The organism is Streptomyces sp. NPDC055025, assembly GCF_053608565.1.
On sequence record NZ_JBSGVS010000067.1, the window covers coordinates 14,677 to 32,984 of the forward strand.

At 71.7% G+C, this 18,308-nt stretch carries 14 protein-coding genes; 4 read left to right on the top strand and 10 right to left on the bottom strand.

Translation table 11 applies throughout. The features are described from left to right. Positions 1–17: 17 nt before the first annotated feature. From ACWGDX_RS31995 to ACWGDX_RS32035, 9 genes are all read right to left on the bottom strand, one after another. Positions 18–995 (bottom strand): S66 peptidase family protein, encoded by a 978-nt coding sequence (locus ACWGDX_RS31995; RefSeq protein ID WP_453631248.1) that lies wholly within the window; start codon positions 993–995, stop codon positions 18–20. Continuing rightward, a complete protein-coding gene (locus tag ACWGDX_RS32000; RefSeq protein ID WP_453631250.1) occupies positions 992–3,013 on the bottom strand; it encodes a prolyl oligopeptidase family serine peptidase in 2,022 nt (673 codons plus the stop codon). Before ACWGDX_RS32000 ends, ACWGDX_RS31995 begins: the two co-directional genes overlap by 4 nt. 11 nt (positions 3,014–3,024) lie before the next feature. Further along, positions 3,025–4,365, bottom strand: a complete 1,341-nt coding sequence (locus tag ACWGDX_RS32005; protein ID WP_453631289.1) for a M20/M25/M40 family metallo-hydrolase — start codon at positions 4,363–4,365, stop codon at positions 3,025–3,027. 1 nt (position 4,366) lies between these two features. Continuing rightward, on the bottom strand, positions 4,367–5,200 hold the full coding sequence (locus tag ACWGDX_RS32010) for a M55 family metallopeptidase (protein ID WP_453631252.1): 834 nt from the start codon (positions 5,198–5,200) through the stop codon (positions 4,367–4,369). A 128-nt stretch (positions 5,201–5,328) separates the two neighbouring features. Further along, on the bottom strand, positions 5,329–6,174 hold the full coding sequence (locus tag ACWGDX_RS32015; RefSeq protein ID WP_453631254.1) for an NAD(P)H-binding protein: 846 nt from the start codon (positions 6,172–6,174) through the stop codon (positions 5,329–5,331). 201 nt (positions 6,175–6,375) lie between these two features. Continuing rightward, complete coding sequence (locus ACWGDX_RS32020) at positions 6,376–7,095, bottom strand: class I SAM-dependent methyltransferase (protein WP_453631256.1); 720 nt, start codon at positions 7,093–7,095, stop codon at positions 6,376–6,378. A gap of 97 nt (positions 7,096–7,192) precedes the next feature. Then, positions 7,193–9,670, bottom strand: coding sequence for an ATP-binding SpoIIE family protein phosphatase (locus ACWGDX_RS32025; RefSeq protein WP_453631258.1), 2,478 nt, complete (start codon positions 9,668–9,670; stop codon positions 7,193–7,195). A gap of 135 nt (positions 9,671–9,805) precedes the next feature. Next, the gene (locus tag ACWGDX_RS32030; RefSeq protein ID WP_453631260.1) at positions 9,806–12,268 is read right to left on the bottom strand and encodes an MFS transporter; all 2,463 of its coding nucleotides are present in this window, start codon (positions 12,266–12,268) and stop codon (positions 9,806–9,808) included. A gap of 336 nt (positions 12,269–12,604) precedes the next feature. Then, positions 12,605–13,084, bottom strand: coding sequence for an SRPBCC family protein (locus ACWGDX_RS32035; RefSeq protein ID WP_382851715.1), 480 nt, complete (start codon positions 13,082–13,084; stop codon positions 12,605–12,607). A 138-nt stretch (positions 13,085–13,222) separates the two neighbouring features. On the opposite strand from ACWGDX_RS32035, the gene ACWGDX_RS32040 reads away from it, so the two are divergent. The 3 genes from ACWGDX_RS32040 to ACWGDX_RS32050 are packed head-to-tail and all read left to right on the top strand — an operon-like array spanning position 13,223 to position 15,396. Then, entirely contained in the window at positions 13,223–14,323 is a 1,101-nt protein-coding gene (locus ACWGDX_RS32040; RefSeq protein ID WP_453631262.1) for an Rv2578c family radical SAM protein, read from the top strand. Positions 14,324–14,378: 55 nt separating this feature from the next. Continuing rightward, positions 14,379–14,819, top strand: a complete 441-nt coding sequence (locus ACWGDX_RS32045; RefSeq protein ID WP_453631264.1) for a RidA family protein — start codon at positions 14,379–14,381, stop codon at positions 14,817–14,819. Positions 14,820–14,823: 4 nt separating this feature from the next. Continuing rightward, positions 14,824–15,396, top strand: a complete 573-nt coding sequence (locus ACWGDX_RS32050) for an N-acetyltransferase family protein (RefSeq protein ID WP_453631265.1) — start codon at positions 14,824–14,826, stop codon at positions 15,394–15,396. On the opposite strand, the gene ACWGDX_RS32055 is transcribed toward ACWGDX_RS32050, so the two are convergent. Continuing rightward, positions 15,345–15,911, bottom strand: coding sequence for an adenylosuccinate lyase (locus tag ACWGDX_RS32055; protein WP_453631267.1), 567 nt, complete (start codon positions 15,909–15,911; stop codon positions 15,345–15,347). The two genes, ACWGDX_RS32050 and ACWGDX_RS32055, sit on opposite strands and share 52 nt — an antisense overlap. A 392-nt stretch (positions 15,912–16,303) precedes the next feature. Between ACWGDX_RS32055 and ACWGDX_RS32060 the strand changes: the two genes are divergently transcribed. Beyond that, entirely contained in the window at positions 16,304–18,202 is a 1,899-nt protein-coding gene (locus ACWGDX_RS32060) for a 3-hydroxyacyl-CoA dehydrogenase family protein (RefSeq protein ID WP_453631269.1), read from the top strand. Positions 18,203–18,308: the final 106 nt, after the last annotated feature.

The following is an 18,308-nucleotide window of genomic DNA, read 5'->3' on the forward strand; positions in this document are numbered from 1 at the left end:
GGTCGGACCGCGCGAGGTCAGACCAGCGCGGGCAGCTCCAGGGTGAGGGTGCCGCTCTCCGCGTCCAGGACCGCCGGCACACCCAGCGGCATCGTCAGTGCCGACTCGCCGTGCCCGAAGCCCAGCTCCTCCACGACCGGGACACCCAGCCCGCCGAGCCGGTCGAGGAACAGTGTCCGCAGGGCGTCGTACGGACCGCACTCCGTCCAGGATCCGAGCGCGACACCCGCGACGCCGTCCAGCCAGCCGGAGCGCGTGAGCTGGGTGAGGATACGGTCGAGGCGGTACGGCTCCTCGCCCACGTCCTCGATCAGCAGCAGTCCCCCGGCCGCCGAGGGGCGTGCGTAGGGGGTGCCGAGATCGGCGGCGAGCAGGCTGACGCAGCCGCCGAGCGTGACGCCCCGGGCCCGGCCGGGGACGAGCGCGCGGGCCGTGTCCCGGCCGAGGGTCCGTACCGACTCGGGGTGGAAGAGCGTGGCGCGCAGCGACTCCTGGGTGGCGGCGTCCTTCAGGAAGGCCACGGTCGCGACCATCGGGCCGTGCAGGGTGGCGAGACCCATCCGCCGGGCGAACGCCTCGTGCAGCGCGGTGATGTCGCTGTAGCCGACGAAGACCTTGGGCCCCGCCGCCCGCATCGCCGTCCAGTCGAGCAGATCGGCCATGCGCTGGACTCCGTAGCCGCCGCGCGCACAGAGCACCGCGGAGACGGACGGGTCGCACCACGCCTCCTGGAGATCGCGGGCGCGGTCCTCGTCCGTGCCCGCGAGATAACCGAGCCGGGGATGGATGTCCAGGACATGCGGGGCGACGACGGGGTCGAGATCCCAGCCGCGCAGGATGTCGAGGCCCGCTTCGAGCCGTTCCGGCGGTACGGGCCCGCTGGGTGCCACCACCGCGACCCTGGCCCCGGGACGCAGCCGCGCGGGCCTGGTCAGCGGCGGCAGACCGGTGGGCGGCGTGGGTGAGGCCGGTGAACTCCGAGGTGTGGCGGTCACTTCATCAGCTCCAGCCGCGGGATGTCGGTCCGGTCGATGCCGAAGGTCTGCGCGTACAGCGACAGTTCGGCCTCCAGGGCGCGGATCATGGTGTCGGCCCTGCGGAAGCCATGGCCCTCCCCCTCGAAGGCCAGATACGCGTGCGGGATGCCGCGTCCGGCCGTCCGCTCCAGGAACCGCTCGCACTGCGCGGGCGGGCAGATCACATCGTCGAGCCCCTGGAGCAGCAGGAAGGGCGCGGTGATCCGGTCGACGTTGTGCAGCGGCGAACGCTCGCGGTAGCGGTCGGGGACCTCCGCGAGCGGTCCGATCAGCGACTCCAGATACCGCGACTCGAAGTCATGGGTCTCGTCGGTCGCCCAGCCGAGCAGATCGAGGATCGGATAGATGATCGTGCCGCAGGCGTAGACATCCGTGGTGGTGAGCGAAGCCGCCGCCGTCCAGCCGCCCGCGCTGCCGCCCCGCACGGCGAGCCGGGCCGGGTCCGCGGTGCCCTCCGCGGCGAGCGCCTCGGCGACGGCCGCGCAGTCCTCGACATCGACCACGCCCCACTGCTCGCGCAGCCGCTCGCGGTAGGCCCGTCCGTAGCCGGTGGAGCCGCCGTAGTTGACCTCGGCGACACCGATGCCCCGCGAGGTGAAGTAGGCGATCTCCAGGTCGAGGACGAGCGGCACATGACTGGTGGGCCCGCCATGGGCCCAGATCACATAGGGCGGCAGTTCACCGTCGGGCGCGCGGCGCTCCGGGTGGTGCGGCGGATAGACATGGGCGTGGATCTCGCGGCCCCCGGGCCCGGTGAACGTACGGGCCAGGGGCTCGGGGTAGTACGCGGGGTCCACCGCGTCCCGGTGCTCCGCGCCGATCACCCGGGTGTGTCCGGTGGCGGTGTCCAGCTCCACGATCTCGTACGCGCCGCGCGGACCCGCCGCGACCCCGGTCACCCGGTCGCCCCGCACGGCCAGGGTGGGCGCCCATGTCGTCCAGGGTCCGACGGCGTCCACCAGCTCACCGGTCGCCGGGTCGAGAACGCCGAGCGCGGTACCGCCCCTGCCGTGGAGCACGGCGATCAGCCCGTTCTCCATGGGGTGGAACCACTGGAGGCCGATCTTCCAGAGCGGGCCGCCGAACTCCTCCCGCCGGCCGGGACAGAGGCTGGTGCTCGAGATGACGCCCGGTGCCCGGTCCGGGCCGAGCGCCTCGGGGCGGATGCGCCGGAGCTCCCACCAGCCGCCGATGTCGGAGACGAAGAGCAGCGAGCCGTCCGGCGCCCAGTCGACCTGCGCGACCGACTCGTCGATGTCCCCCGCCACCGGCCCGGCCTCCGCGAACGGACCGGCCTCGGTCACCTCGCCCAGCATCACCACCGTGCCGTCCCAGGGCATCCGCGGATGGTCCCAGGCGAGCCAGGCGGCCCGGCGTCCGTCGGGCGAGAGCCGGGGCCCGGTGAGAAAGCGGTGCCGGTCGTCGGACAGCTCCCGTACCGCCGAACGGTCCTCGGCGGCCGAGCCGTCCAGCGGGACGGCCGCGATCACCCGCCGTACATCGGTGGGCCCCTCGCCGGTGAACTCCTCCAGCACGCACCAGACCTCACCACGCTCCGGATACGGCCGGGGATCGGCCCAGCGCAGTCCGCCGCCGGTCGCCGACACCGGGGTGAGCGGCCATGGGCCGCCGGCGCCGTCCGGCTCGTACGCGTACAGCCGCTGGTCGGGGAAGTGGACGAAGACGATCAGCGGGCCGCCGCCGGGCCGGGTGACACCGGCCCAGGGCACACCGCCGTACTCGATCACACGGCTGCGGACATTCCAGGGAGCCGGCAGCACCGACTCCTCACGCCCGTCGGCGCGCCGCCGCACGAGCGCGCGCCGGCCCTCCTCCGCCGGACGCGGCTCCGTCCACCACACCTCGTCGCCGACCGCCCCCACATACTCGGGGCGCCCGTCGTGCGAGGCGGCCAGCGTGGCGTCGATCGGTGACGGCCACGTCCCGTAGGGGTCCACGGACCGCGTGATCGGCATCGTCAGGGCTCCTAAGCGGATTTCAGATAGTGGTCGAGGACACGGACACCGAAGTGCAACGCCGAGACGGGCACCCGCTCGTCCACCCCGTGGAAGAGCGCCTGGTAGTCGAAGCCGGGGGGCAGCTTGAGCGGCGAGAAGCCGTAGCCCGTGATCCCGAGCCGGGAGAACTGCTTGGCGTCGGTGCCGCCGGACATGCAGTACGGCACGACATGCCCGGCGGGGTCGAAGCGCTCGACGGCGGCGCGCAGCTTGGCGAAGGTCGGTGAGTCGACCGGTGCCTGGAGCGCGACCTCACGGTGGTGGAACTCCCACTCCACATCCGGTCCCGTGAGCTGGTCCAGGGTGGTGCGGAACTCCTCCTCGCCGCCGGGCACCATCCGCCCGTCGACATAGGCGATGGCCTGGCCCGGAATCACATTGACCTTGTAACCGGCCTCCAGAACGGTCGGATTGGTGCTGTTCCTTATCGTCGGCTCGACCAGTGCGGCGGCCGGGCCGAGCTTGCCCAGCAGCCCGTCCGGGTCGAAGTCCTCGGCGTTGACATCGGTGTGTATGCCGTTCAGCGCGGCGAGTTCGGCGAGGGCCGCCCTGACCGTCGGGGTGAGCCTGACCGGCCAGGGGTGTTCGCTGATCCTGGCGACGGCCGCGGCGAGCCTGCTGACCGCGTTGGCGCGGTTCACCTTGGAACCGTGGCCGGCCTTGCCGTGGGCGGTGAGCTTCAGCCAGCCGGTGCCGCGCTCCCCCGCCGCGATCGGATAGAGCGCCATTCCGGGACCCGCGTGGAAGGTGAAGGCCCCGGATTCGCTGATGCCCTCCGTGCACCCCTCGAAGAGCTCGGGGTGCCGCTCGGCGAGAAAGCCCGAGCCGTCGGCGGCGCTGGCCTCCTCGTCCGCGGTGTAGGCGATCACGATGTCCCTGCGGGGCCGGACTCCCGACCGGGCCCAGGCCCGCACGACCGACAGGACCATCGCGTCCATGTTCTTCATGTCGATCGCGCCGCGGCCCCAGACCACACCGTCCCTGACCTCCCCGGAGAAGGGGGGCAGGGTCCAGTCGGCGGGCTCCGCGGGCACGACGTCGAGATGGCCGTGGACGAGGAGCGCGTCGGCGGACGGGTCCGTGCCCTCGATCCTGGCCACCACATTGGTACGGCCGGGGGTCCGCTCCAGCAGCGTCGGCTCGATCCCCGCGTCGGCGAGACGCTCGGCGACATACTCGGCGGCGGGCCGCTCCCGGCAGTCCCCGCCGCCCCTGTTGGTGGTGTCGATACGGATCAGTTCCGAGGTGAAGGTGACCACCTCGTCGAACGCCGCCGTATCAGGAGCCGCACTCGTGTCGATGGGCGTCATGTCAGCCATACTGCTCCTCCACCGCGGCCGAAACGATCGTGGTGACCGCTTTGAAGGTACGAATGGCCTCATACATCGTCCCGCTGGTGTACGTCACCCGCCGCTCTCCGCTCGGGGTCACGCCCGGCACGACCGTGGCGGCGTCGGAGAGATGGGCCGCGTCGAACTCCAGCTCAAGCGTGAAGGGGCCGCCCCTGACCGGTTCGTACCGCCCGGCGAGCGCCGTGGCCTCCTTGGCGGCGGCGCGGATGTCGCCGGCCGTGCGCGCCGGGGTCCTGCACACCGCCGCGTACCGCGAGACGTGGTCCTTCACCGCCACCTTGCGCGCATCCGGCGCATACCCGTCGGCGTCCACGCAGGTCAGATCGTCACCGGTGACCAGCACCACCGGAACGCCGTACTCCGCGACCACCTGGGCGTTCAGCAGTCCCTCGCTCGCCCGTGCGCCGTTCAGCCAGACACCGGTGAGCGAGTTGGCCAGATAGGTGTGCGCCAGCACGCCCTCCGTACCGGCACCGGTGTGATAGCCGACAAAGGCGATCCCGTCCACATCACCGTGCTGCACGCCCTCGACCATGGAGAGCGACTTGTGCCGCCCGGTGATCATCTGCGCGCGCTCGTCCAGCCGCTCCAGCAGCAGATTGCGCATGCTCCAGTGCGCCTCGTTGATGAGCACCTGATCGGCGCCGCCGTCGAGAAAGCCGAGCACCGCCGCGTTGACATCGGACGTGAACAGGGAACGGCACCGCTCCCACTGCGGTGTGCCCGGCAGAACGTCCGCCGGCCAGGTCACACCGGTGGCGCCCTCCATGTCGGCGCTGATCAAGATCTTCATGGCTGGAAACCGTACGCGTCCTCGCCCCGCCCTGCCAGCCCTGTGGACAACCACCGGCGGTCCAGACCACCTGTGTCACACATGCCACTGGTTTCACACATGCCGGGCGTGTCACACATGCCAGGCGGTCACACATGCCAGGCGCCCGCCGCGGCCTCCGCGCGCGCGAACTCCGCGAAATCGCGCGGCGGCCGGCCAAGGGCGCGTACGACACCGTCGAGCACGGGCGCCTCCTGACTCGTCCTGATCGGCTTCAGCGCGTCGGCCCAGGTCGCTGCTTCGTCCTCGGACACTCCCCGGGAGATCAGACGCGCGCGGTACGCGGCCTCGTCCAGCGGGACATAGCGTGCCCGGCGGCCCGTGGCCCTCCCGATCTCGGCCAGACAGTCGTCGACGGTCAGTGCGCGCGGCCCGGACAGTTCGTAGCTCCGGCCGTCGTGGCCCGGTTCGGTGAGCGCGGCGACCGCGATCTCGGCGATGTCCTCGGCGTCCACGAAGGACGCCGCCCCGTCCCCGGCGAACAGCGCGAGTTCACCGGCGATCACCTCGTCACGGAAGGCGCCCTCGCTGAAGTTCTGCGCGAACCAGCCGGGGCGCAGGATCGTCCAGGCCGCACCCGAGGCCCGTACCGCCCGCTCGCCCTCGACATGGGGTCCGCCGTCGAAGGCCGGGCCGAAGTAACCGGGGACGTCGGCCCCCCGGGCCGAGAGGAGGACCAGCCGCGTGACCCCGCCCGCCACGGCCTGCTCCACCAGGGCGGGGGTCCGGGACGGGGCGGTGTCCACGGGGACGATGTACACCGCCCCCACGCCGTCCAGCGCGGCCTTCCAGGTGGCGCGGTCCTCCCAGTCGAACAGCGTGTCCCCGGAGCGCGAGGCGGCGCGCGTGGGAACGCCCCGCCCGCGCAGCCGGGCCACGACCCTGCGGCCCGTCTTGCCGGTGCCGCCGATCACGAGCGTCGGTTGAGGTGTCATGACGGAAGTCTCACCCGTGACACCGGGAATCCCACTCCCGGCCCCCGCCCGTCCACATTTCGGGACGGGGCCCGGGAAGGGACCGCGCGCGCGACCGGGCCGCTCACTCCCCGGTCGGACCGCGCCCCGCGCCGCCGGTTCGCCCGCCCTCCGCCAGGGCTCTCACTCCCCCGCCGGCCCGCTCGCCCTCCGCCGGGCCGCTCACTCCCTCGCCAGCACGAACCATCTGGCCGGCAGATCGATACGGGACCCGTCCGGCATCTGCTCCGTCTGGGCGAGCGCGGTGTCCCCCGTCGCCAGGACCGTCAGACCCGCCGCCCGCAGCAGCGCCGGCACCTCCGCGTCCGTGGCACCGGCCGGCTTGAGGCCGTGGTCGAAGACCCGCCGCAGCTTCGCGGGCGGTCCGCCGGGTCCCGACGCGGCCTGCTGGAGCACCGCCTTCGACGCGGGCGTCAGCTCCACCACGAAGGCCCGGCCGCGCTCACCGAGCAGCTCCGCGACGGCCCCCGCGACCACGGGGCGGTCCTGCGGCTCGCTCTGGTGGATGACCGCCCGCATATACACATTGGTGTCACCGATCCGGTCGCGCAGCGCGCGCACCGCGTCCTGGTCGACCAGATCGAGCTGGTCGAACTCGGCGGTCTTCGCGGTGTCCGCGTGGCGCGCGTGCTCGATCGCCGCGTGGGACAGGTCGACCCCGATCGCACGGGCGAACCGGGTGGCCAGATAGCGGGTCTGGGTGCCGTTGCCGCACCCCAGATCGACCACGGGAAGCGAGACGTCCGCGTACGGCAGCAGCAGTTCGCTGTGGGGTATCGCGGTCAGCGACGGGTCGGCGTCCCAGATCGCCTCGCCGGGAGCGTCCGACGTCTCCCGCCAGTAGCCTTCCCACGCCTCGCGGTAACGCTGTGACACGTCCATACGGCCCTCCCCGGATCCGGCCCGCCGGAGGCGAGTTGTACGGTCCGGCCTACCGTCCCCGCGGTTCCGTGGGCAAGGGGAAAGGGGATTTCTTTCCTCAGCCGTGGTAGCGGGCGGGCGCCTTCCGCGTCAGGGACTGTTCGAACCAGACCGTCTTGCCGTGTGCCGTACTGCTCGTCCCCCACTCACGCGCCAGACTGCTCACCACACGCAGACCACGTCCGGACTCGTCGTCACGGCCCGCGTCCAGCAGGGTCGCGGGGGCCGGCTCGTCATCGGTGACCTCGCACAGCAGGGCGTCCGTACGGACCAGTCGCAGCCCGACCCGATGGGCGCGCGCGTGGTGCAGGGCGTTGGTGACCAGCTCACTGACCATCAGTTCGGCCGTCTCCACCGCGTGCGGAAGCGACCAGCCGAGCAGCCGCTCGCGCACCATCCGTCTCGCTCTGCCCACCTCCCGTGGATCCACGGCGAGTTCGTACTCGGCCACATCACTGTCCGGGATGCCGTTCAGTCTGGCCATCAGCAGCGCCACATCGTCCTTGCGGCCACCACGGGTGTTCAGCGCGCGGATGATGGTGTCGCAGGCGTCGTCCATCGAGGCGGCGGGGTGCGCGGCGGACGCGCAGAGCGCGGCCAGGCCGTCCCCGATGTCCTCGCCGCGCACCTCGACCAGGCCGTCGGTGCACAGCACCAGCCGGTCGCCCGGCCCGACCCGTACGGTCACCGTCTCGAAGGCCACTCCGCCCACCCCTATGGGCGCTCCGGTCGGGATGCCGAGCACTTCGCCGCTGCCGTCCTCGGCGCGTACGAGCACGGGCGGGATATGACCGGCGTTGGCGATCTGGACCTCGGATCTGATCGGGTCGTACACCGCGTACAGACAGGTCGCCAGATACTGCTCGCCGAGCCGCTGCGCCAGGTCGTCCAGATTGCGGAGCAGCTGGGCGGGCGGCATCTCCATGGTCGCCATCGTCTGGACGGCGGTGCGCAACTGGCCCATCATCGCGGCGGAGTTGAGCCCATGGCCCATCACATCGCCGACGACCAGCGCGGTACGCGAGCCGGGCAGCTTGACGGCGTCGAACCAGTCACCGCCGATCCGGCCGAGCCGGGTGCCGGGCAGATACCGGGTGGCGATGTCACAGCCGGCCATCCGCGGCGGGACCTGTGGCAGCATGCTGTCCTGGAGTGTCTCCGCGACATTCTCCTGGTACGTGTACATCCGCGCGTTGTCGAGTACGAGCCCGGCCCGCGCGGCGAGTTCGGCGCCGGTCGTCCGGTCCATGTCGTCGAACGGCGCACGCTCCGGCCGCCGCATCAGCACCATGAAACCGAGCACCACGTCCCGTGCCTTCAGCGGTACGAGCAGCAGGGAGCGGTTGTTGATGAGCGGACGCAGATCCCGTTTCTCGAACTCGCCGGAGATACGGTTTCCCGCCTCCTCGCTCAGCCGGGGGATGAGCACGGGCTCTCCGGTGACCATGCACTGGAAGAACGGGGTGTGCTCCGGGAACGCGATGGCCTCGCCGACCGGCACGGTGTCGTCCCAGCGCCCCGGCTCGTCGTTGTGCTCGACCCACACCCGGTGCCAGATGGTGGTCACATCGGGCGGGCCGTCCGGGAATCCCTCACCGGCCAGGACCGCCGCCCGCAGATGCGTCCCCGCGAAGTCGGTGAAGCGGGGCACGGCGGCGCTGGTGACCTCACGGATCGTACGGGCCAGATCGAGCGACGAACCGATACGGCCGCTGATCTCGTTCAGAAACTCCAGCCGCTCGCGCACCGCCGCGTATTCGAGGTCGAGTTCGGGCCGGGGTGCCGCACCCCCTCCGGACCGTGCCGCTTCTCGTTCCGGCCACCCCGCCTCTCGTTCCGGCAGGGTCGGCCCCGGACCGGGCCCGGGGCCGCCGGGCCGTCCGGGAGCCCGTCTGGGCACACCCCAGTCGGGGGTGACCGGCACCCGGTCGTGGCGGCTGAACTCCAGCACCGGATAGCCCAGTTCGAGGACCTGCGCGATGATCCGGCTGGACTCGGCCGGGCCTATGTTCGGCAGGATGTCCGGCAGCCGCCGGGCCAGCGCGTCCGAGTCGGCGAACTCCGTGTGATGGGCGAAACCCGGGGCGATCCTGAGGAGGTCCGTGTCGCTCTCCCCGCGCTCGGGCCGCAACTGGCCCGCGTCCGCGGCGAGTACGAGATGGCGCCCCGGTCCCGGACCGATCAGCGGATAGGCCCACCAGAGGACATCGAGCCGGCCGCGCTCGGGATGGGAGACCTTCGCGCGACCGGCCGTCGGATACGAGCCACGGGCGTGCAGTCCTGGGCCCAGGTCGTCGTAGTCGTCGTACGTACCGTGCGCCACCCCGCACTCCTCCTCGGCGAGCGCTCCGGCGACCGGCATCAGATCACCGGCGGGCTGCCCGAGGGCCTCCTCCTTCGGATGGCCGAAAAGCCGCCGTGCGCCCGACGACCAGTGCGATACGAGGCCGTCACCGTCCACGACGACCACGGCGAGCGGAATCCGGCCGGCCGCGGCGAACTGCTGCGGCAGTCCCGGCGGAACACCACTGTCCATGGGTGGAAGGCTCCTTCCCTGCCGCCAAAATTCGCGGCTCCGCCCTCCACGGTACGGCCCCTCACAGGGGTTGCGCCGGGCAATGAACTAATAGGTCGCGCGCCCGCGCACAACCATCTATTGACTGAAATTCAGTCAATCTTCGTGGCCCAGTTGGAGATCGCGTTCGGTGCGTCCACCGCCCGCCACCTGGAGGACGGTGGCGACCGGCGGATACCCCGCCGCGATCACCGTGTACTCACCGGAGGAGAGATCCACGAACCGGAAGGTGCCGTCGGCCCCCGTGGTCAGGGTGTCCACCACATTGCCCGCGGCGTCGAGCAGGGTGACCCGCGCGTCCTCGACCGGGCGCCCGCCGCCCGCGCGTACCGTACCGCGCAGCACCGCGCCGCCGGCCAGCTCGATGTCCTGCCGGGTCTCGCGCGAGGCCTGCACACTGACCGGCAGCGCCGCGGGCCGGAAGGCCGGGGCGCTCGCGGCGAGGGTGTACTCCCCGGCGACCAGCTCCGAGATGACATAGGCGCCCTCGCGTCCGCTGCGGGTGGACGCCACGACCTCTCCCCGTACGTCGGTGAGGGTGACGGCGGCGTCGCGCACCGGGGTGCCGTCGGCGGTGAGCACGGCCCCGGCCAGCCGGCCCGCGCCGCCGAGGACCACGTCCAGTTCGACGGGCCGTTCGCCGACGGTCACCGTGACCGCCTGCGGCTGATGTCCGGAGGCCGCCGCGATCATCACATAGGAGCCCGCGCCCGGCACGCTCAGCGCGTACCGCCCGTCGCTCCCGCTCGCTCCGCGTCCGATCTGCTGTCCATGGACATCGATGAGGGTGAGTGCGGCACGGGGCACGGTGGAGCCGTCATGGTGCTGGACCGTGCCGCAGACGGCCACCCCCGAGACATACGGGGCAGGGGCCGGCGGGAGCGGGGCGGCCGGGGCGCCCGGAGCGGTGCGCGCGCCGGGGACGGTGACGGACTCGGCGGCCGAGGCGTTCTGGGACACCAGTGGTTTCTCCTTGAGGAAGAAGGCGATCAACAGGCCGAGGACGAGCACCGGCACGAGATAGAGGAAGATCCGCGGCATGGCGTCCGCGTACGCCTGGACATAGCCGTCGCGGACGGCGGGCGGCAGGGCGTGGACCGCCTGCGGGGTGATGGACTCGGCGTCGGGCAGGCCCGTCCCGGCGGGGACGCGGTCGCCGAGCGCGTCGGCGAGCCGGTTGGCGAAGAGGGTGCCGAAGACGGCGGCGCCCACGCTGCCGCCGATCTGCCGGAAGTAGTTGTTGGCGCTGGTGGCGGTGCCGAGGTCGGCGGGCGGTACGGCGTTCTGCACGGCGAGGATGAGCACCGGCATCACCAGGCCCATGCCCAGGCCCAGCACCGCCTGCGCGATACCGCACTCGGCCATGGACGTGTCGGTCTCCAGCCGCGACAGCAGCCACATGCCCGCCACCGAGAGCGCGCTGCCGAGCACCGGATAGATCCGGTAGCGGCCGGTACGGCTGATGAGCTGTCCGGAGACGAGGGAGGCGACGACGATGCCGCCCATCATGGGCAGCATCAGCAGCCCGGACTCGGTGGCGCTGGCTCCCTCGACCATCTGGAGGAAGGTCGGCAGATAACTGGCCGCGCCGAACAGCGCCACACCGACGACCGCGCCGACCAGACTGGTGATGTTGAAGACGGAGTCGCGGAACAGCCGCAGCGGGATGATCGGTTCGGTCGCGAAGTGCTCGACGACCAGGAACAGCAGGGTCGTTCCGACCGTGCCCGCCGCGAGACCGAGGATGACCCGGGAGTCCCAGGCGTACTCGGTCCCGCCCCAACTGGTCAGCAGGATCAGACAGGTGGACGCGGCGGTCAGCGTCAGCGCGCCGAGGAGATCGAGCCGCGCGGGCGCGGTGGGCTTGGGAAGTCTGAGCACCACGGTGACGACGGCGAGGGTGACCAGGCCGAAGGGCACATTGAAGTAGAAGCACCAGCGCCAGGAGACATGGTCCGTGAAGAAGCCGCCGAGCAGCGGTCCCGCCACGGAGGCCAGCCCGAACGCGGCGCCGATGAGGCCCATGAAACGGGCGCGCTCACGGGCGGGCACGATGTCGGCGATGATGGCCTGGACGCCGATCATGAGTCCGCCGGCGCCGATGCCCTGGATGGCGCGGAAGGCGATGAGCTGGTCCATGGTGCGGGACCAGCCGGCCAGCGCGGAGCCGATGACGAAGACGACGATCGCGAACTGGAAGACGCCCTTGCGGCCGAAGAGATCCCCGAGCTTGCCGTAGATCGGCAGCCCGATGGTGGCGGTGAGCAGATACGCGGTGATCGCCCAGGACATCCGGTCCAGGCCCTGGAGTTCACCGACGATCTTCGGCAGCGCCGTGGCCACGATCATCTGTTCCAGCGCGGCCAGCAGCAGGGCGAGCATCAGCCCGAGGAAGACCAGTCGCACCCGGCGGGGGCTGAGGGGCTCCCCGGGCGCCGTGCCGCCGACGGGCGGTGGTGGCGGTGGTCCGGCGGTGGCGGCCACGGCCGGCGCCATGGCCGGCGCGGCGCCGTGTTCGATGCCCTGCTCGCCGTCCTTGACCAGAGTGGTCCCGCCCACGTACTGCTCCCCTCGTCGCACCTGCGCGGCGTCATTCTTCACATTGCACGCCAAGCAGGAGCAAGCGGAAGACTTTCCCGCCGAACGGGGTGGTGACGGGGGCGGGTTGAGCGGCAGAGCCTGCGCCATGGCGCTCATCAGGGGCTTTCCCGCGACGTGTCACGCGGGGGGCGCGCAACGGCGCCGCGGGGAAAACCACTCGAAACGGTGACCTCGGCGGCAACACGCCGAGACCCGCCGAGACGAGTCGTGCTGACATCGGGATTCCGTCGCCGGGATCCGCGAGGACGGGTGAAGCGGACGGGCAGGACAGGCAGGCGGACGGAAAGCCGTGCGCTACTTCCCGGTGTCCGAGCCGTTCCCGGACTGCGACGCGGTCTCGGTCTCGGCGGCGAGCCGTTCGAGGATCACGCCGTAGATGCGCCCCAGGCCCTTGGGGGCGAAGGTCCGCTCGAAGAAACCGCCGATGCCGCCGGCGCCGTCCCAGACGGTGGTGACGACAGCCTTCGAACGGCCCTCTCCGGCCGGGGTGACGGTCCAGGTGGTGACCATCGAGGAATTGCGGTCCTTCTCCACGAGCCGCCCGTCGCTCGGCTCCGTCACCTCCAGCAGACAGTCACGTACACGCTTGCTCGTGGCCTGGAGCTTCCAGTGGACCAGGCTGCCCTCGCCGTCGCCGCCCTCCCGCACCTCGTACTCGCTGAACTGCTGGGGCAGCAGCTTCGCGCGGGTGTTCTCGTAGTCGGCCAGCGCATCGAACACTGTCTCCGGGTCCGCCGCGATGATTCGCTCCGTCGTGGCCTCGACCTGCGCCATGGCTCTTCCTCCAGCACTCGATTTTCGGTGGGGTGCGGCCACCCAACCACCCTCCGGTCCGCCCGCCCAAATCCGGGTCACATGCGATCAAGGGAACATGTGTTCTATTCTGAGACCAGTGCTACCGAGGAGGTACCCATGCGCTGGGACAATCTGGTCGAGAACACCTCAAGGCCGGGGGCGAACGGGGACATCGCGCTCTTCGGAACGGACGCGGTGACCACCCGGACCTTCGACACCCCCGAATTCCGCGGGATCACCTTTCACGAGGTCCGCGCCCGTTCGATCGTGAACAAGGTGCCGGGCGCGTCCCGGATGCCGTTCGAATGGACGGTGAATCCGTACCGGGGCTGTACACATGCCTGCGTCTACTGTTTCGCCCGCAAGACCCACAGCTATCTGGATCTCGACACCGGTCTGGACTTCGACTCCCAGATCGTCGTCAAGATCAACGCGCCGGAGCTGGTCCGCCGCCAGCTCGCCTCGCGCCGCTGGCAGGGGGCGCATATCGCGATGGGGACGAATGTCGACTGCTACCAGCGCGCGGAAGGGCGCTACCGGCTGATGCCCGGCATCATCACGGCGCTGCGCGACCGCGCCAACCCCTTCTCCATCCTCACCAAGGGCACGCTGATCCTCCGCGATCTGGAACTGCTGCGGGACGCGGCCTCCGTCACCGAGGTGGGGATCTCGGTCTCGGTCGGCTTCGTCGACCAGGAGCTGTGGCGCACGGTCGAACCCGGCACACCCTCGCCCGAGCGGCGGCTCGACGTGGTGCGCGCGATGGCCGCGAACGGCATCGGCTGCGGGGTGCTGATGGCGCCGGTCATCCCCTTCCTGGGGGACAGGCCCGACCAGCTGAGGGCGACGGTACGGGCGATAGCGGGTGCCGGGGCCACCTCCGTGACCCCGCTCGTGCTGCATCTGCGGCCGGGCGCGCGCGAGTGGTTCATGGCCTGGCTGGAGCGGCACCATCCGTATCTGGTGGCGCGGTACGAGCGGCTGTACGCGGACGGCGCGTACGCGCCCAAGTGGTACCAGCGGCGGATCACCCGGCAGGTGCACGAACTGGCCGACGAGTTCGGGATCGGACCGGCGGGCCGGGGCGAGGCCCGGCGTATCACTCCCACCGGGGACCCGGACCGGACCGACCAGCCCGACCAGCCCGACCAGTCCGACCAATCCGGCCGGCCCGATCTGCCCGTCCGGCCGGACGCCACCCAGCTCACGCTGCTGTGACCGCCCGGCGAAAACCTCTTGGCCGGCTGTCAGTGGCATGGGCGAGTATGGGCGCATGAGTGAACTGACCCATCTGCGCGCGCCGGACGGTGTCGCTCCCGGCCATGGTTACAGCCACGCCGTCTGGGGCACAGGCCGCTTTGTCGCCGTCTCCGGCCAGTGCGCGTTCGACGCGGACGGCAAGGTGGTGGGCGAGGGCGATCCGGCCGCCCAGGCCCGTCAGGTGTTCGAGAATCTGCGCCGCTGTCTCGGCGCGGCCGGGGCCTCCTTCGCCGATGTCGTCAAGCTGACGTACTTCGTCACCGATGTGGCGCATCTGCCCGCGGTACGGGAGGCACGGGACGCGGTGATCGACACCGCGCGCCCGCCCGCGAGTTCGGCGGTCCAGGTCGCCGCCCTGTTCCGGCCCGAACTGCTCGTGGAGATAGAGGCGTTCGCCCTGGTCCGGGAGACCGGCCCCGGGCAGGACGGCGACTCCGGCACCGGCCGGGGCTGAAGCCATGCCCCTCGGCACGACGACGACCGGCCCGGTCCGGATCCGTGAGATGACCGCCGACGACTGCGAAGCCGTCGCGAGGGTCCGGGTGCGCGGCTGGCAGTACGCGTACGCGGGACTGATACCGCGGGCGTATCTGGACGCGATGAGCGTCGAGGAGGAGACGGCCAAGCGCCGGGAGTATCTGACCAGGGGTGACGGCCGGGTGGCCGATCTCGTGGCGGAGCGTGCGGGCCAGGTGGTCGGCTGGGGCTGCTGCGGCCCGAGTCGCGACGAGGACGCGCCGGCCGGGTCGGCGGAGGTGTACGCGCTCTATGTGCTGCCCGAGCAGGTCTCCACCGGGGTCGGCAGGGCGCTGATGGACGCGCTGACCACCAGGGCCGTGTCGGAGGGCGCTTCGGTCCTGGTCCTGTGGGTCCTCACGGCCAATGAACGCGCGCGCCGCTTCTACGCGAAGGCGGGTTTCGCACCCGACGGCGCGGCGGAGGCGTTCGAGGTGGGCGGGGCCACGGTGTCCGAGGTGCGCTACGCGAGGGCGCTGAGCGCGTCCTCGGCGGCGGTGCCCAGCCGGGGATGATCCCGGGCGGCTTCCAGTACGGCACGGGCCCGGCCGTCGCCGAGGCGGCCAAGGCCCTCGACACAGGCGAGCGCCACCCGCCAGTGCGGCTCGTCGGGAGCCAGCAGCCGCTCCAGCGTGCTGATCAGCGCGGGCACGGACTCGGGGGCGCGCAACGCGGTCAGCAGCCGTACGGGATGCAGCGCGTAGGCCGTACGGAGACGGTTGGCGGCGAGCGCGGCGGCGGCCCTGGGGGTACGCGGATCACCGAGCCCGCCGAGGACGTGGGAGGCGGAGACACAGCGCTCGGGGTCGCGGTGGTTGAGCAGCAGCACCAGCGTCTCGAACGCCCGCCGGTCACCGGCGCGGCCCAGCCGGAACGCGGCGATCTCCCGTGCCCACAGGGGCCGTCCACGCTCGACGAGGACGGCGGCCAGCTCTTCCGGGTCCTCGGTGGCGATGAGCCGCTCGTACGCCTCGGAGCCGCCGGACTCGTCCCGCACCCGGTCCACGAGCGAGCGGAAGTCCTCATCCATACGGCCAGCGTATCGGCGCGTACGGGAGCCCCCCGCCTCGTCGGCGGGACCGCCTCCGCCGCCGCGCTTCGTGACGCAGCGCACAGCGGCCCAGCTATGGCGCGCTCGTTACCCGTCGGTTAATCTCAAATGAGCGGGCAACCCCCGCGGCTCCCGACGGCCTGGTGACGCAGCCGTCGAGAGCGCTGTCGGTTCAGCACCCTCGCGGTCCGGCCCGTCCGGACCGTCCGTACGGCGCGGCTCCGGAACAGAGCCCGCCGCCCACCGCCGCGATCCGCTTCAGCACGAGCGCGCCCGCCGCGCTCCGGCGCCGTCCTCCGCGCGCCTCCTCTTTCGCGCCTCTTCTCTCCGGCGCCTTCTCTCAGTCGTCACTCATCCTCTGGAGTCCCGTGATGGACATCCCTCTCTCCACCATCGCCGTCGTCGGTCTCGGCACCATGGGGACCGGTATCGCCGAGGTCCTCGCCCGCGCCGGCCGTGAGGTCGTCGGCATCGACATCAGTGACATGGCCGCCGCACGGGCCGTCGCCTCGCTCGAAGCGTCCACCGCGCGGGCCGTGGAGCGCGGGCGGCTCACCGAGGAGGAGCGGCGCACGGTCCTCGCGCGGTTCCGTACCTTCTCCGATCCGCACGCCGCCGCCGGCGCCGATCTGGTGATCGAGGTGGTCCCGGAGTCGTACGAGACGAAGCAGCGGGTCTTCCGCGCGCTGGACGGCATCGTCGGTCCCTCGACGATCCTCGCCACCGGCACCAACGCGCTGTCGGTGACCCGGCTGGCCGCCGACTCGGCGCACCCCGAGCGGGTGCTCGGTCTGCACTTCTTCAACCCGGCCCCGGCGATGAGGCTGGTCGAGGTGGTCTCCTCGGTCCTCACCGCGCCACGGGCCGTGGCGGCCGTCACCGCGCTCGCCCGGGAGCTGGGCAAGGAGCCGGTCGCGGTGGGTGACCGCCCCGGCTTCGTCGCGGACGGTCTGCTCTTCGGCTATCTCAACCAGGCCGCCGCGATGTACGAGGCCAAGTACGCCTCGCGCGAGGACATCGACGCGGCGATGAGGCTCGGCTGCGGGCTGCCGATGGGACCGCTCGCGCTGCTCGATCTGATCGGCGTCGACACCGCCCGTACGGTGCTGGACGCGATGTACGCGGCCTCGCGCGACCGGCTGCACGCCCCCGCGCCGGTCCTCAGACAGCTCAGCGAGGCGGGGCTGACCGGCCGCAAGTCAGGGCGCGGCTTCTATACGTACGAGGGCCCCGGCAGCGGCGCGACGGTGCCGGACGCGCTGACCCCGGCAGACGCGCGCACCCCAGCCGAAGCTCCCGACCCGACGGAAGCTCCCGACCCGACGCACGCCCGCACACCCGTGGACACGCCCGCCCAGCCGGACGCCGCCGGACGCGGCCCCGGCGCACGCGACCGGTCCGGAAGCGAGGCCCGGCCCGTCCGCTCGGTCGGTGTCGCGGGCTCCGGCACCATGGCGAGCGGGATCGCGGAGGTCTTCGCCAAGGCAGGTTTCGATGTGGTGCTCGCCGCCCGCACCCCCGAGAAGGCCGAGGGCGCCACGGCCCGGATCGCGAAGTCCCTGGCTCGCTCCGTGGACAAGGGAAGGCTGACCGCCGAGGCGCGTGACCAGGCCCTGGCGAGGATCACCCCGGCCGGCTCCCTGGACGCCCTCGCCGAGGTGGATCTCGCCGTCGAGGCCGTGGCCGAGGATCTGGAGATCAAGCGGCAGCTCTTCGCCACCCTCGACAAGGTCTGCCGGCCGGGCGCGGTCCTGGCCACCACGACCTCCTCGCTGCCGGTGGTCGCCTGCGCCAGGGCGACCTCGCGCCCGCAGGACGTGATCGGAATGCACTTCTTCAACCCGGCCCCGGCGATGAAGCTGGTCGAGGTGGTCCGTACGGTCCTGACCGCCGACGATGTCCACGCCACCGCGCGCGCGGTGGCAACGGCCGTCCGCAAGCATCCGGTGGACTGCGGCGACCGGGCCGGTTTCATCGTGAACGCGCTGCTCTTCCCGTATCTGAACAACGCGATCAAGATGGTCCAGGAGCACTACGCGTCGCTCGACGACATCGACGCCGCCATGAAGCTGGGCGGCGGCTATCCGATGGGCCCCTTCGAGCTGCTCGACGTGGTCGGCCTCGATGTCTCGCTGGCCATCGAGAGGGTGCTGCACCGCGAGTTCCGCGATCCGGGCCTGGCCCCGGCCCCGCTGCTCGAACATCTGGTGGCCGCGGGCTGCCTCGGCCGTAAGACAGGGCGCGGCTTCCGCGAATACGCCCGGCGCTGAGCGGGCTCCTCGATCCGCGTCCCGGCCCATGGACCGGGGTCAGGGACCGGTCCACCGGGCGTTACACCAGGTGGTGCGCCGGGTGGTGCGCCCGGCGCTCCGCCCC